The sequence below is a fragment of the Lentzea sp. NPDC059081 genome, assembly GCF_042738015.1.
Taxonomy (GTDB): domain Bacteria; phylum Actinomycetota; class Actinomycetes; order Mycobacteriales; family Pseudonocardiaceae; genus Lentzea.
Genome location: NZ_JBHYGW010000005.1, coordinates 170,393 through 184,676 on the forward strand (window position 1 = coordinate 170,393; position 14,284 = coordinate 184,676).

A 14,284-nucleotide genomic window follows, 5' to 3' on the forward strand; every position below is an offset into this window, starting at 1 on the left:
CCCTAGAGCCAGTCGTGTTCTCGTGCGAACCGGGCGGCTTCGTGCCTGGTCCTGGTCTGCGTCTTCTGCATGGCGTTGGACAGGTAGTTGCGGACGGTGCCCTCGGCGAGGTGCAGCCGGGCCGCGATGTCGGCGACCGAGTAGCCGTCCCCCGTCGCGCGCAGCACGTCGACCTCGCGGTCGGTGAGCGGGCAGTCGTCGGCCACCGCGAGCGCGGAGACGTCCGGGTCGACCCACCTCCTGCCGCTGTGCAGGGCGGCGATCACCGCCGTGATGTGGGCGGGGTCGGCGGACTTGCTCACGAACCCCTGCACCCCGAGCTTGAGCGCCCTGCGCAGCACGCCGGGGCGGGCGTGCCGGGTGAGCATGAGGATCACCTGGTCCGGCAGGACCCCGCGGATCCGCGCCACGGCGCCGAGTCCGTCCACGCCGGGCATCTCCAGGTCGACGACCAGCACGTCCGGCCGGTGCTCGAGCGTGGCGGCGACGGCCTGCTCGCCGTTCTCGGCCTCGGCGAGCACCGTGATGTCGCCCTCCATCGGCAACAACGCCGCCATCGCCTTGCGCAGCAACGCCTCGTCGTCGGCCAGCACCACGGTCGTCATCGCGCCACCCCTGACGGGAACACCGCGGCCGTGACGAACTCGCCGCCCGTCCGCGCCACCGTCAGCTCTCCCCCGGCGCCGGCCAGCCGGTCCCGCAGCGTGGCGAGGCCCCGCAGCTCCGGCCGGTCGTCGCCGGTCGCGCCGTCGTTGACGATCGTGATCCCCGCCTCCACCAGGGTGATCCGCACCAGGGCCGCCTCCGCGTGCCGGAGGACGTTCGTGGTCGTCTCGCGCAGCACCTGCGCGAGCAGCTCGCTCACCGGCCCGGTCACCGCCGCCTCCCGCACGACCCGCACCCGGATGCCGGCGGCCTCGAACAGGTTCTTCGCGTTCTCCAGCTCACCGGCCAGGTTGAGCCGCCGTTGGGCGTACGCGAGCTCCTTGGTCTGCTTGATCGTGTCGCCGACCAGCGCGGTGATCTCGCGCAGCTCCTCCTCCGCCCGGCCGGCGTCGCGGCGCACCAGCTTCCCGGCGAGCGCGGTCTTGAGCTTCACCACGTGCAGCGTGTGGCCCTGGATGTCGTGCAGCTCGCTGGCGAACCGGATCCGCTCCCGCGCCACGGCCAGCTCCGCCTCGTGCTCGCGCGCCTCGTCCAGCTCGTCCAGCAGCGCGTAGAAGGCCTGGTTGGCGAACATGAACCCGAGCGTGAACACCATGACGACGGCCGGGACCAGCACGTACTGGAAAGCGACCCAGCCCGCGTCGCCGTGCGTCACCAGCAGCCGCCCGGCCCCGACTGCCGCGACGAACGCGACCAGTGCCACCGCGGCCGGAACGCGGTGCCGCCGCAGTCCCGGCACGATGAGCGGGCCGACGACCAGGACGCTGTAGAACGCCGTGCTGCTGCCGCTGACCAGCACGCCGAAGACCCACACGGCCGCGCTGAGCGCCAGGCAGGGCACCGCGATCGCCCTGAGGTCGTCCCTCGCCCACCGCACGACCGCGATGATCGCCACGAGCAGTCCGGCGACCAGCACGACCGCCTCCCACCACCGGGTGGCGTCGAAGACGATCAGCACCGTCCCGACCGGGACGAGCACCGCGAGCTGCGTGGTGAGGTTCAGCCTGCTCATCCGGCCGCGCGCCGACGTGGTGTACCGCTGCGGGTGTCCACTGTGGCTCTCTGTCACCGCACCAGTATTTCGCCGGGTGCCGGACCTCACCAGTGACGCCACGTCATGCCTTCGTGGTGACGTGGCGCCACTGCCGGACGGCCGCCCCGACCGGTGGGATCGACGGCATGTCGACCACACCCGTCATCGAAGTGGACCGGTTGAACGTGCGGTACGGCGAGTTCCACGCCGTGCGGGACCTGTCCTTCCAGGTGCGCAGGAGCGAGCTGTACGCGCTGCTGGGCACCAACGGCGCCGGCAAGACCTCGACCCTGGAGACCGTCGAGGGCCACCGCGCCGCCACCTCGGGCACCGTGCGCGTCTTCGGCCGCAGTCCGGCCGACCGCGCCGCCGTGCGTCCCCGGATGGGGATCATGTTGCAGGACAGCGGCTTCACGCCCGACCTGACGGTGGCGGAGTCCGTCCGGCTCGTCGGCGCGCTCACCCGCCGCACGGACCGGGCCGGCCGCGTCCTGGACGTCGTCGGGCTCACCGGCAAGGCGGACACGAAGGTCTCCCAGCTCTCCGGCGGCGAGAAGCGCCGGCTCGACTTCGCCACCACCGTCTGGGGCTCGCCCGAGCTGATCTTCCTGGACGAACCCACCACGGGCCTGGACATCCAGTCCCGCGACGACCTGTGGTCCACAGTGGACAGGCTGCGCGAGGACGGCGCCACGGTCGTGCTCACCACGCACTACCTGGAAGAGGCCCAGCAGCACGCCGACCGGATCGGGCTCATGCACCGGGGCCGGTTCCACCGCGAGGGCACCGTCGCCGAGCTGACCGGCACCCTGCCGTCCGTCATCCGCTTCGGCCTGCCCACGCCCGCACCCGTCCTCCCCCTCAACGCGACGACCGAAGGCGACAGGTACGTGGTGGAGACCTTCGAGCTGCAGAAGGCGTTGGCGGTGCTGCTGCGCTGGGCCGGCGACCACGGCGTGGAGCTGCACCACCTGGAAGCGGGGCCGACCCGTCTCGACGACGTCTTCCGCGCCATCGGCGACTGACCACCCCGACCGTCCAGAAAGGACCCCTCCGTGCGCCCGATCTTCCTCAGCGAACTGGTCCAGCTCTTCCGGAACCGGTCGGTGCTGGTGACCAGCTTCGTCATGCCCATCGCGGTCAGCGCGTTCTTCCTGTACCAGCACGACCTCTTCACGCAGATCGGCAGCCTGGGCTACATCGCGGCGATCGTGATGTTCACGGTGACCGCGTTCGGCCTGTACGCGAGCTCCGTGACGACACTGGCCTCCCGCCGGCAGAACCTGTTCCTCAAGCGCCTGCGCTCCACGGCGGCGGGCGACGCGGGCATCCTGACCGCGCTGGTGCTGCCGGCCACCGCGATCGCGCTGGTCCAGGTCACGGTGGTCCTGGCCGTGCTGGCGGTGGTCACGACGGCACCGGACGACCCGGTGCTGCTCGCGGTGGCCGTCCTCACGACCGCGCTCATGATGGTCGGCCTGGCCCTGGCCACGGCGGGCCTGACGAACTCCCCCGAGCACGCCCAGGTCACCACGCTGCCGGTCTGCCTCGGGGTGGTCGCCGTCGCGAGCTGGGTCGGGATCAGCGGGACCGGCGAGCTCACGTTGCTCAAGCGCCTGCTGCCGGGAGGGTCGGCGACGGAGCTCGTGGTGAACGCGTGGAGCGGCGGGGTCGCCGTGTCGGACTCGCTGCTCCTGCTCGCGCCGACGCTCGCGTGGGTCGTCGTGGCCGCCGCGCTCGCCGCGCGCCTGTTCCGCTGGGAGCCTCGGCGGTGACTGACCTAGGCAACGGATCTAGGCAACTCGTACCGACGCGACCCCCCTGTGCCGAGACCAGGATCGTGCCGATCGTCTCCGCACAGGAAGCAGGACCAAGGCATGTCCACAGCAGTCGCGTCGCGGACCTCCGGCAGGCGCTGGTGGTGGTTCGGGTGGGGGCTCGTCGCCGTACCCGCGCTCGTCACCGCCGGCGTCTTCGTGCCGCCGTACCTGGTCGGGGGCACCACCGTGCCGGGCCTGGACCGCATCACGCCGGGGTACTACACGAGCCTCGTGATCCACGCCGTGCCGGCCGGGATCGCGCTCATCACCGGTCCGTGGCAGTTCGTGCCGAAGCTGCGCACGCGGTTCCCGGTGCTGCACCGGGTGACGGGCAGGGTCTACCTGGTCGCCGTCGTCGCGGCCTCGCTCGCCGCCGTCTACTCCGCGGCCGTCACGAAGAGCGGGTTCGCGTTGCAGGTCGCGTTCTTCGTGCTGATCGTCGCGTGGCTCTTCACCGCCGCGAAGGCCTACCGCACGATCCGGCGGGGCGAGGTGCAGCTTCACCGGATCTGGATGATCCGCAACTACGCGCTGACGTTCGCCGCGGTGACCCTGCGGCTGTACCAGCTGCCGCTCATCGCGTTGATGAACTCGGTGACGTGGCTGGAGTACCGCGAGGTCTACACGGTCAGCGCGTGGTTGTCGTTGCTGGGCAACGTTCTCGTGGCCGAGTACTTCATCGTCCAGCGCTTCCTCGCACCGCTCGCCCGGCGCAGGAAGGTGGCCGCGGGCGAAGCATGAGGCCCGGCGCGCCACAATGGACGGCATGACCAGTCCAGCCGCCGTGGCGATGATCGGCCGGCACGGCGAGTGCCGCCGGGTCGAGGAACTGGTCGCCGCGGCGCGGGCCGGCCGGGGCGGCGCGCTCGTCCTCGGTGGCGAGGCGGGCATCGGCAAGAGCACGGTGCTGGCGCACGCGGTGCGGGCCGCCGACGGGTTCCAGGTGCTGCGGGCGGACGGGTCCGAGTTCGAGCAGGAGCTGCCCTACTCGGCCCTGCACCAGCTGTGCGCACCGCTGCTCGACCACGTGGACGCGTTGCCGGTGCAACGGCGTGAGGCGCTGCGGATCGCGTTCGGCCTGGCAGCCGGCACGCCGACGCCGTTCCAGGTCGGGCTGGCGGTCCTGGAGCTCGTGACAGCCGCCGGCGGTGCGCGGCCGGTCCTGTGCGCCGTCGACGACGCGCAGTGGCTCGACGCGGCGTCGTCGCGGGTGCTGGCCTTCCTCGCCCGCCGGGTCGGCGCCGATCCCGTCGCCGTCGTGTTCGCGCTGCGCTCGCCGTCCGCGGCCGGGGAGATGACCGAGCTGCCGTGGCTCGACGTCGGCCGGTTGAGCGGCCATGACGCCAGGGCGCTGCTGGCCGCGCGGAGCCCGTTCCCGCTCGACGACCGCGTCCGGGACCGGCTCGTCGCCGAGGCGAACGGCAACCCGCTCGCCCTGCTGGAGCTGCCCCTGGCCGGCGGGTTCGCCCCACCGGCGGCGTCCTCGGTGCCGTCGCGGATCGAGGAGGGGTTCCGGGAGCGGCTCGCGGGCCTCTCCGACGACGCGCGCCTGCTGCTGACCGTCGCCGCAGCGGACCCCACCGGCGATCCCGGCCTGCTGTGGCCCGCCGCCGAGGCACTGGGCGTCGACGTGCCGGTGGCCGGCGCCGGCGCGGCCGCGACCGGGCTGGTCGAGTTCGCCGCGCGCATCCGCTTCTGCCACCCGCTGGCCCGGTCGGCGGTCTACCGGGCCGCGCCGGACGGCGTGCGGCGCACGGCCCACGGCGCGCTCGCCGACGCCACCGACTCGCTCACCGCACCGGACCGGCGGGCCTGGCACCGCGCCCAGGCGTGCGCGGGACCGGACGAGAAGGTCGCGATGGACCTGGAGCACTGCGCGTCACGGGCGAGGGCGCGGGGAGGCGTCGCCGCCGCGGCCGCGTTCCTCGAACGCGCGGTCGCCCTGTCGGCGCACCCCGGCAGCCGGGTCGAGCGGACGCTGGCCGCGGTGGAGGCCTGCGTCGAGGCGGGCGCCGCCGACCGCGCGGCCGACCTCCTCGCGACCGTCTCGACCGACGCGCTGGACGAGGTCCGCCGGGCCCGCGCCGAGCTGCTGCGCGGGCGGATCGCCTTCACCCACCCCGGCGACATCACCGGTCCGTCGTGGACGGTCAGCGCGGCCCGGCGGTTGTCCGCGCTGGACCCCGACCGGGCGCGGGACTGCTTCCTCGACGCCCTGGAGATGAGCCTGGTCGTCGGCAGGGCGGGCGGGGTCGTCGACGAGGTCCTCACCGCCGCGCGCGCGTTCGCTCCCGCACCGACCCGGCCGGACCTGCTCGAAGCGCTCCTGGTCCTGGCCGAGGACGGCTGCACGGCGGCGTTCCCGTTGTTGCGCACGGCGTTGCACGGCGAGGGCCGTCCGTTGTGGAGCCGGCGCCCCGCGCTGGCGTCGGTGATCAGCTCGGAGCTGTGGGACTTCGACACCCACGCCGCGATCGCCGACTGGCTCCTGCTGGCCGGCCGCGAGTCGGGTTCGCCGCTGCTGCTCAGGCTCGCCCACGCCCAGCAGGCCACCTGCGCGACCCTCACCGGTGACGTGGGCGAGGCGCTCGCCGCGACGGCCGAGGAGGAGGCGCTCGCCGACGCGATGGGCGAGCCGCCGGCGCTGCACCACCGCCTGCCGCTGGCCGCGCTGCGGGGCCGTCGTGAGGAGACGTTGGAGCTGCTCCACGCGAGTTCCGCACCAGGCGGGCACGTGGCGAGCATGCACTGGTCGGCCGCCTTGCTGCACAACGGTCTCGCCGACCACGCCGCCGCTTTGTCGGCCGCAAGGGCCGCGACCGGGCACGGCGACCTCTTCCTCACCGGCGCCGCTCTGCCCGAACTCGTCGAGGCCGCCGTGAAGTGCGGTGAGACCGCAGAGGCCGCTAGGGCTTTGGAGGCGCTGACCGAACGCACGCTGGCCGCGGGCACGCTGCTCGGCCGCGGCGTCACCGCGTACGCCAGGGGTCTCGTGACGGGCGTCGAGGACGACTTCCGCGAGGCCGTCGACTGCCTGCGGGACACTCCCCTGCGCCCGTACCAGGGCCGCGCGCACCTGCTCCACGGCGAGTGGTTGCGCCGGCAGGGCCGCGCGAAGGACAGCCTGCGGGAGCTGCGGACGGCGCACGCGCTGCTGTCGTCGTCGGGAGCGGAGGCGTTCGCCGCGAGGGCCGCCGGCGAGATCCGGGCCGCGGGGCACCGCGTCGAGCGCCGGACCGCGGCCGCCGCCCACGAGCAGCTGACGATGCAGCAGGTCGCCGTCGCCAGGCTGGTCGCGGCGGGGGCCACGTCGAACGAGGTCGCCACCGAGCTGTTCATCAGCAAGCGCACGGTCGACGCACACCTGCGGGAGATCTTCCGCAAGCTCGGCGTGACGTCGCGGCGGCAGCTGCGCGACCACCCCGGAGTGCTCGGCGACTCGCCTTCCTGACCGGCTCCCACCAGGCACGACGGGAATTGTCAGACCCCGTTGCTACGGTCGTCCCAGCTGATCAACACGAGGGGGAAGACCGTGGCTGCTGCCACCACGTACCTGGAGCTGTCGGAGACCGGCGGCAGTGCGCACAAGTTCTACGAGGTGGTCGTCGAGAACACGACGGTCACCATCACGTTCGGCCGCATCGGCGAGCGCGGCTCGACGCGCACGTCGACGTTCGCCGACACGGTCAAGGCCGTGCAGGCAGCCGAGAAGAAGATCGGCGAGAAGGTGCGCAAGGGCTACGCGCCCGCGGTGAAGGGCCAGCGGCAGCGGCGCGCCATCACCCGGCGCGAGATCACCAGCGTGCGGTCGAGCGCGCGGCAGGCCCCGGTGCTGTGGCGCTTCCACTCGGGCGCGCCCGCGTTCGGCATCTTCATCGGCGAGGACGAGGCGTGGGTCGGCAACCAGCGCGGTGACGTGTTCACCCTCGCGCACGACGGCCGGGTGACCGGCCGCTACGGCCTGCCCGACGGCGTGAAGTGCATCGTGGCGGACGACTTCTGGATCTACGCGGGCTGCGACGACGGCCGCGTGTACGACCTGGGCGGCAAGGTCCCGCGGGTCGCGTACGAGATCGCGAACGACGTCGACATCTACTGGCTCGACATCGACGACGGCGTGCTCGGCGTGTCCGACCGCCAGGGCGGCATCACGATCGTCGACCACGAGGACGAGTTCCAGTGGTCGCGCCGCAGCGGCGGAAACAGCGCGTGGATGGTCCGCTGCGCGCCGGAAGGCGTGTTCCACGGCCACTCGGACGGCGTCACGCACTACGCGGCCCGCACCGGTGATCCGGTGTGGCACGCCGAGACCACGGGTGCGGTGCTGTTCGGCTGGCAGGAGCCGGCCGAGGTGTTCGCGGGCACGAGCCGCGGCTGGGTGCACCGCCTGTCCCGCGCCGACGGCCGCGAGACGGCGCGTTATCGTTGCGACGCCGCGGTTTTCTCGTGCGCCACGTCGCCGGACGGCGGCTACGTCTTCGCGGGCGACAACCACTCGTCGGTCTACTGCTTCGCCGCGGACGGCACGCGTCTGTGGAAGCTGGGCACGGGCTGCGGTTCGGCGTACTCGATGCAGTACCGCGACGAACGCCTCTACATCGTCACGACCGACGGCTCGCTGGCGTGCATCGACGCGAGCCCGGCCGCCATCCACGCCGCCGAGCAGGGTGAGCTGCCGCAGCGCAACGACATCAAGGCCGACCACTGGCAGCGCGTGGAGGCCACCGCCGAGGTCGAGACCGTGGTGGCGAGCGCGGTGCCGACCGGCGGCGTCGTGGTGGAGTGCGTGCAGGAGAACGGCCGCCTGCGCGTGCACGTGGTCTCCGAGGGCTACGACCGCGCCCGAGCCGTGCAGTTCCCGAAGGACATCCGCGTCCCCGGCGCCCGCTACGTGGTCACGGAGATCCACACCTCCGCGAGCGGCGGCTTCTACCGGGCGAGGGGCGAGATCAAGCGCCTCCTCTGACACCTCGCGGAAAACCTGCTGTGACCAACGCGAAAAAGACGTGTCGGAACCGCCGCTCGAGGGCACCCACCCAGTGAGTCGCACCTGAGGTTCAGGTGTCGGGGAAGGACAACATGGGTGCCGATGACAAGCTCGAGGCCAAGGGCGACCAGCTCAAGGGCAAGGTCAAGGAAGGCGTCGGCAACGCGACCGACGACCCGGGCCTGCAGGCCGAGGGCGCAGCGGAGCAGGGCAAGGGCCACCTGAAGGAGGCGGCCGAGAAGGTCAAGGACGCCTTCAAGAAGGACTGATCCCGCGAGGGACTGCCCGAACAGCGAAAACGGGGCGCGCACCACTGGTGCACGCCCCGTTTCGGCATTTCTGGGACAGGTCCGGCGGTTCGGCGCTTCTGGGCGTCACCTACCTGTCTCACCCACCACGAGCGCGAGGCCCCGCACCTCGGTGCGGGGCCTCGCTTTCCGTTCACGAGTCCACTCAGGACGCGGCGGTCTCCTCAGCGGTCTCCGTGCGGTCCGCGTTGTCCACGTCCACCACGCTCAGCAGCGACTCGACCTGACCGCCCCGGAACGCACGGCGCTGCCGGTCCGCACCGCCGCCCTCGCGGTCCAGCAACCGCAGACCTCGTTGCACCGCGGGCAGGTCGCCGTTCGCCTCGAACACCGGGGTCAGCCGGCGCACCAGGTCGTCCAGCTGGTCGCGCACCGGACGCGGTTCGCCGGCCAGCACGTCCAGGATCTCGCCGCCCAAGCCTTCGTTGGCGGCGCTCCAGCACGCCTGCCGCAAGACCTCCTGCGGCACCGGCGAGGCTTCGACGCCGCGTTCGACGTCGACGACGGCCTGGGCCACCAGCGCCCGGACCAGTGCCGCCAGCAGCACCGCGTCGTCCACCGTCGCCGCCACGTCGGAGACCCGGACCTCCACGGTCGGCAGGTCCGTGGCGGGGCGGACGTCCCAGTACACCATCGCCCGGTCCAGGGCGGTGCCCGCCGTGATCATGGTGTCGCAGACTTCCTCGTAGTGCGCCCACGAGGTGAACACCGGCGGCGGGCCGGAGACCGGCCACCGCGACCACACCGTGGACCGCCAGCTCGCGAAGCCGGTGTCCTCGCCGCCGGAGAACGGCGAGTTCGCCGTCACCGCGGCCAGCACCGGCAGCCAGGGCCGGACGTGGTTGCACACCTGCACCGCGGTCTCGCGGTCCGGCACGGCGACGTGCACGTGGCAGCCGCAGATCAGCTGCTGCTCGGCCAGCGCGCCGAACTCGCGGGCGATCCGCCGGTACCGCAGGCTGTCCGTGACCTCACCGGTCGCGTCGCCCAACGGCGGCGCGCCCACCGCCACGGCCCGGCAGCCCGCCAGTCGCGCGGCCTCCGCCACCGACCGGCGCGTCTCCAGCAGCTCGCGCCGGGCCTGTTCCACGTCCTGGCACACCGACGTGTTGATCTCCACCTGCGCGCCGGTCAGCTCGTGCTCCAGCTCGAGCCCCAGCTGGTCGCGCGCGATGGAGACGACCTCGTCCGCCAGGTTCACCGGCGCACCGGTGACCGGGTCCACCAGGAGGAACTCCTCCTCGACACCGAGCGTCGGCCCCCACACGTCCTTCGGAGGGGTCATCTCCACGTCTCACCATCCTGCTCATGGCGCCCTAGCGCGCCGCGGGGGAATCGGGACCGGCGAATACCCCTGCACGCCACGGGGAAAACGCCGCCCGTCAGCCGCCCCTGTTGTCCACGGCGGCGGTGAGCTTCGCGGCCTCGGTCTCGAGCTCCTCGTCGGTGACCGGCCAGCCGCCCACGCGGTCCAGCAGCTCGTCCCTGGTGACCACGGGCACCGCGCCGCGCATGGCCCTGGTCGCGAGCTCGTCCCTGCCCGCCACGACGTAGCTGCCCACGACGTGCACGAGCGTCGCCTCGGGACGGGGCGACTGGAGCAGTTGTTTGAGGTCCTCCACCGGAATCGCCATGTCCTCGGCATACCCCGCGCGCCGCACCCCCGAACCGGGAACGGCGAGCACCGCGGGCAAACGTGACGGTGCTCGCTGTTTGCCTGTGCACGCCGTGGTTATTACAGCGGAACACGGAGGAATGGAGCGACGATGACGACAAGTGCTGCCGGAGGACTGCGGGCACTCGCACGGGAGCACGTCGCCGTCGCGGCGTTCACGATCCCCCGCCTGCTGCGCCACCGCGTCTGGCGCGACGCGGACCCGCAGGAGGGCGCGGGCCTTGGCGTGGTGCTGGTGCCCGGCTTCGGGGCCAACGACTTCAGCCTCACCTTCGCCACGACGTGGTTGCGCGACAGGGGGTACATGCCCACGAGTGCCGGTATCGGCTTCAACGTGGGCTGCACCTCCGAGCTGGTCGACCGGGTCGAACGCCGAGTCGTCGAGCACGCGGAGGCCACCGGCGGCCCGGTGGTCCTGCTCGGCCAGAGCCGGGGTGGTGGACTCGCCCGCCTCGCCGCCGCACGCCGCCCGGACCTGGTGTCGGGCCTGGTGATGCTCGGCAGCCCGCTGCTCGACCCGGCGGGCGCCCACCCGCACGTGATGCTCGCGGCCAAGGCGCTGGCCCGGCTCGCCTCGGTCGGCTTCCGCGGCCTGATGAACGCCGACTGCCTGCACGGCACCTGCTACGAGGACAACGTCCGGTCGATCACGGCACCGCTGCCCGCGGGCATGCCGGCCGTGTCGGTGTACTCGAAGTCCGACGGCATCGTGCCGTGGGAGCTGTGCCTCGACCCGTCGGCCGACTGCGTCGAGGTGCACAGCACGCACACCGGCATGGGCCTCGACCCCGACGTGTACCTGGCGCTGCGGCCGCGCCTGGCGGAGTGGGCGGAACGCCGTTACGACCTGCGCCCCACCGGCTGACCGACTGCGGCGGAGGACCCGAAAGCGGCGAAATCCCGGTTGTCCACGGTGACCTCCGAACTCGACCGGCCCGCAGGCCTCCGCGGCTGAACGACGCCGTCAGCGCCCCGGCGGGATAACCCCCGCCGGCTGCGCGCAAACGTGCCCCTGGCGACCTGGTCCGCCGCGGTGACAGCCTGTCGCCGGGTACCGTTCGACCCGTGACGACTCCCCCGCGTCTCCTCGGTCGCGACGACGAGATCCGGTGCCTCGACGGTCTTCTCGCCGCCACCCGCGACGGACGCGGTGGCGCACTGGTCCTGCGCGGCGAGGCGGGCATCGGCAAGAGCGCGCTGCTCGGCCACGTGCGGCAGGCCGCGGGGTTCGAGGTGCTGGAGGCGTCCGGAACGGAGTTCGAGAGCGAGTTCCCGTTCGCCGCGCTGCACCAGCTGTGCGTGCCGCTGCTCGGCGGGTTGCCCGAACTGCCGGACGAACGGCGCGGGGCGCTGGAGGTCGCGTTCGGACTGGCGCTCGGCACGCCGGACGTGCTGCGGATCGGGCTGGCCGTCCTGGACCTGCTCGCCGCCGCGGCCGCCCGCACGCCGGTGCTCTGCCTGGTCGACGACGCGCACTGGGCGGACGAGGCGTCTCACCAGGTGTTCGGGTTCCTCGGGCGGCGGCTGTCGGCCGATCCCGTCGCGATCGTGTTCACGGTGCGGGCACCCGGCGCGGGCGTGCTGACCACGTTGCCCTGCCTGGAGGTCCGTGGCCTGTCCGACGCCGCGGCGCGGGAGCTGGTGGCGGACGGGCCGGTCGACGGCAAGGTGCGGGAACGGCTGCTCGCGGAGGCGCGCGGCAACCCGCTGGCGCTGCTGGAGCTGCCGAAGGCGGGCGGGTTCGCGCTGCCGGAGGTGACGTCGGTGCCCGGTGCCGTCGAGGCCAGCTTCCGCAGCCGGGTCGCCGCGCTGCCGGCCGAGGCGCGGCTGCTGCTGACCGTCGCCGGAGCCGATCCCACGGGCGAGCCGGGGCTGATGTGGGCCGCGGCCGCCCAGCTGGGCGTGTCGGCCGCCGGCGCGGTGGCCGAGGCGTCCGGGCTGGTCAGCCTGTCGACGCGGGTGCGGTTCTGCCACCCGCTGGCCCGGTCCGCCGCCTACCTCGCCGCCGAGCCCGCCGAACGGCAGGCCGCGCACCTCGCGCTCGCCGCCGCCACGGACGCCGGGACCGACCCCGACCGGCGGGCGTGGCACCGCGCGCAGGCCGCGACCGGGCCGGACGACGACGTGGCTGCCGAGCTGGAGCGGTCGGCGTCCCGCGCGCGCTCCCGTGGCGGTGTCGCGGCCGCGGCGGCGTTCCTGGAGCGGGCGGCGGCGTTGTCGCTGGACCCGCTGCTGCGGGCGGAGCGCACCCTCGCGGCCGGCCGGGCGAAGTTCGAGGCCGGTGCCGTCGACGTGGCCGCCGGACTGCTCGGCACGGTCGACGTGACCGTGCTCGACGCCGCCCAGCTCGCGCGCGCCGACGTGCTGCGCGGGCAGGTGGCGCTCGCCCGCGACGTCGAGAACGACGGGCCGGGGTTCGTGCTCGGTGCGGCACGGCGCCTGACCGGCGTGGCCGCCAGGGAGCGCGTGCTCGACGCGTTCGAGATGAGCCTGCTGGTGGGACGGGCGAGCGGGGTCATGGACGCGGTCGTGCGCGAGGCCAGGACGCTGCCACCGGCGCCGGACGTGGTGAACGCGCTCGTCGTACTCGCGACCGACGGGAGGCGGGCCGCCGCTCCCCTGCTGCGCCGGGTGTTCGACGGTCTGCTGTGGACCAAGCACCCCGCGCTGGCCACGATGCTCGCGGGTGAGCTGTGGGACGCCGACGTGCACGCGAGCGTCACCGAGTGGCTGATGCGGTCCGGCCGGGAGGGCGGGTCACCGTTCCTGCTGCGGCTGGGACTGGCGCAGACGGCCGTCATGGCCGTGCACACGGGCGACTTCGGCGCGGCGACGTCCGCCATCGTCGAGGAGGAGGCCGTCGCCGACGCGCTGGGCCTCCCGTCGCTCACCTACGCGCAGCTGCACCTCAGCGCGATGCGGGGACGCCGGGCCGAGCTGGTCGGGCACGGCACGGGTGCCGGTCTGGAGGGCCGGCTCGTGGCGAACGACCACTGGGCGGCCGCCCTGGTGCACAACGCGATCGGCGACTACCCGGCGGCGTTGGAGGCGGCCAGGCGGGCCGTGGAACCGGGTGACCTCTACCTCGCCGGCATCGCGCTGCCCGAACTGGTCGAGGCGGCGGTCCGGTGCGGCGAGGACAAGGCCGCCGTCGTGGCGCTGGAGGACCTCACCGAACGGACGTCGGCGGCGGGCACCGCCTGGGGACTCGGCGTCGCGGCCTGCGCACGGGCGCTGGTGTCCCACGACGAGGACGACTACCGCGAGGCCGTGGACCTCCTCTCGGCCACCAGCGCCCAGCCGTACCTGGCACGGGCCCACCTGCTCTACGGCGAGTGGCTGCGCCGCGGCGGCCGGCGGATCGACGCCCGCGACCAGCTGCGGACGGCCCACGACCTGTTGTCCTCCATCGGGATGGAGGCCTTCGCGGCCAGGGCGGCGCGGGAGCTGCAGGCCACCGGTGAGGTCGCCCGCAGCCGGTCCGCGCCGGCCACCGACGACCTCACCGCGCAGGAGCAGCACATCGCGCGGCTGGTGGCGACCGGGGCGACGTCCAAGGAGGTCGCCGCCCGGTTGTTCCTCAGCCCCCGCACGGTCGACGCCCACCTGCGCAACATCTACCGCAAGCTGGGCATCCACTCGCGCCGGCAGCTCAGGGACGGGCTCGGCGAAGCGTGACTGCGATCTCACCGAAGGCGACGGCGAAGCCGAGCGCTTGTGGCTTGAAACGGGAGGTTCCGGTGGGGTGGGTCCCGTCACGAGCCGTGCCCAGCTCTCGCTGCAACCAGGTCGGGG

General features: G+C 73.3%; 12 protein-coding genes. 8 read left to right on the forward strand and 4 right to left on the reverse strand.

Translation table 11 applies throughout. The features are described 5' to 3' along the window. Window positions 1-2: 2 nt before the first annotated feature. Window positions 3-605: a DNA-binding response regulator gene (locus tag ACFWV3_RS13940; RefSeq protein ID WP_382411490.1), complete on the reverse strand. Its 603-nt coding sequence runs from the start codon at window positions 603-605 to the stop codon at window positions 3-5. Further along, window positions 602-1,678, reverse strand: a complete 1,077-nt coding sequence (locus ACFWV3_RS13945) for a sensor histidine kinase (protein WP_382411811.1) — start codon at window positions 1,676-1,678, stop codon at window positions 602-604. Before ACFWV3_RS13945 ends, ACFWV3_RS13940 begins: the two co-directional genes overlap by 4 nt. Window positions 1,679-1,845: 167 nt before the next feature. Between ACFWV3_RS13945 and ACFWV3_RS13950 the strand changes: the two genes are divergently transcribed. The 6 genes from ACFWV3_RS13950 (at window position 1,846) to ACFWV3_RS13975 (ending at window position 8,775) form a co-directional block, all read left to right on the forward strand. Further along, window positions 1,846-2,724, forward strand: a complete 879-nt coding sequence (locus ACFWV3_RS13950; RefSeq protein ID WP_382411491.1) for an ABC transporter ATP-binding protein — start codon at window positions 1,846-1,848, stop codon at window positions 2,722-2,724. A gap of 30 nt (window positions 2,725-2,754) precedes the next feature. Then, a complete protein-coding gene (locus ACFWV3_RS13955; protein WP_382411492.1) occupies window positions 2,755-3,474 on the forward strand; it encodes an ABC transporter permease in 720 nt (239 codons plus the stop codon). Window positions 3,475-3,576: 102 nt separating this feature from the next. After that, a complete protein-coding gene (locus tag ACFWV3_RS13960; protein WP_382411493.1) occupies window positions 3,577-4,260 on the forward strand; it encodes a DUF2306 domain-containing protein in 684 nt (227 codons plus the stop codon). 25 nt (window positions 4,261-4,285) lie between these two features. Beyond that, the gene (locus tag ACFWV3_RS13965; RefSeq protein WP_382411494.1) at window positions 4,286-6,970 is read left to right on the forward strand and encodes an AAA family ATPase; all 2,685 of its coding nucleotides are present in this window, start codon (window positions 4,286-4,288) and stop codon (window positions 6,968-6,970) included. Window positions 6,971-7,051: 81 nt separating this feature from the next. Continuing rightward, entirely contained in the window at window positions 7,052-8,485 is a 1,434-nt protein-coding gene (locus tag ACFWV3_RS13970; RefSeq protein WP_382411495.1) for a WGR domain-containing protein, read from the forward strand. Between the two features lie 113 nt (window positions 8,486-8,598). Further along, window positions 8,599-8,775: a CsbD family protein gene (locus ACFWV3_RS13975; RefSeq protein ID WP_382411496.1), complete on the forward strand. Its 177-nt coding sequence runs from the start codon at window positions 8,599-8,601 to the stop codon at window positions 8,773-8,775. Window positions 8,776-8,959: 184 nt separating this feature from the next. Here the strand turns inward: ACFWV3_RS13975 and ACFWV3_RS13980 are convergent, their stop codons facing one another. Together ACFWV3_RS13980 and ACFWV3_RS13985 are read right to left on the reverse strand one after the other, a co-directional pair. After that, window positions 8,960-10,099 (reverse strand): glutamate--cysteine ligase, encoded by a 1,140-nt coding sequence (locus ACFWV3_RS13980; protein WP_382411497.1) that lies wholly within the window; start codon window positions 10,097-10,099, stop codon window positions 8,960-8,962. A 97-nt stretch (window positions 10,100-10,196) separates the two neighbouring features. Then, the gene (locus ACFWV3_RS13985; protein WP_382411498.1) at window positions 10,197-10,448 is read right to left on the reverse strand and encodes a hypothetical protein; all 252 of its coding nucleotides are present in this window, start codon (window positions 10,446-10,448) and stop codon (window positions 10,197-10,199) included. Between the two features lie 132 nt (window positions 10,449-10,580). On the opposite strand from ACFWV3_RS13985, the gene ACFWV3_RS13990 reads away from it, so the two are divergent. Beyond that, window positions 10,581-11,354, forward strand: coding sequence for an esterase/lipase family protein (locus tag ACFWV3_RS13990; RefSeq protein ID WP_382411499.1), 774 nt, complete (start codon window positions 10,581-10,583; stop codon window positions 11,352-11,354). 200 nt (window positions 11,355-11,554) lie between these two features. Then, on the forward strand, window positions 11,555-14,167 hold the full coding sequence (locus ACFWV3_RS13995; RefSeq protein WP_382411500.1) for an AAA family ATPase: 2,613 nt from the start codon (window positions 11,555-11,557) through the stop codon (window positions 14,165-14,167). The last annotated feature ends 117 nt before the right edge of the window (window positions 14,168-14,284 follow it).

Excerpts from the sequence above, each read along its gene's own strand:
- ACFWV3_RS13950 (WP_382411491.1), top strand. The coding sequence starts at position 1,846 with ATGTCGACCACACCCGTCATCGAAGTGGACCGGTTGAACGTGCGGTAC.
- ACFWV3_RS13965 (WP_382411494.1), top strand. The coding sequence starts at position 4,286 with ATGACCAGTCCAGCCGCCGTGGCGATGATCGGCCGGCACGGCGAGTGC.
- ACFWV3_RS13960 (WP_382411493.1), top strand. The coding sequence starts at position 3,577 with ATGTCCACAGCAGTCGCGTCGCGGACCTCCGGCAGGCGCTGGTGGTGG.
- ACFWV3_RS13990 (WP_382411499.1), top strand. The coding sequence starts at position 10,581 with ATGACGACAAGTGCTGCCGGAGGACTGCGGGCACTCGCACGGGAGCAC.
- ACFWV3_RS13940 (WP_382411490.1), bottom strand. The coding sequence starts at position 605 with ATGACGACCGTGGTGCTGGCCGACGACGAGGCGTTGCTGCGCAAGGCG.
- ACFWV3_RS13975 (WP_382411496.1), top strand. The coding sequence starts at position 8,599 with ATGGGTGCCGATGACAAGCTCGAGGCCAAGGGCGACCAGCTCAAGGGC.
- ACFWV3_RS13980 (WP_382411497.1), bottom strand. The coding sequence starts at position 10,099 with ATGACCCCTCCGAAGGACGTGTGGGGGCCGACGCTCGGTGTCGAGGAG.
- ACFWV3_RS13985 (WP_382411498.1), bottom strand. The coding sequence starts at position 10,448 with ATGGCGATTCCGGTGGAGGACCTCAAACAACTGCTCCAGTCGCCCCGT.
- ACFWV3_RS13945 (WP_382411811.1), bottom strand. The coding sequence starts at position 1,678 with ATGAGCAGGCTGAACCTCACCACGCAGCTCGCGGTGCTCGTCCCGGTC.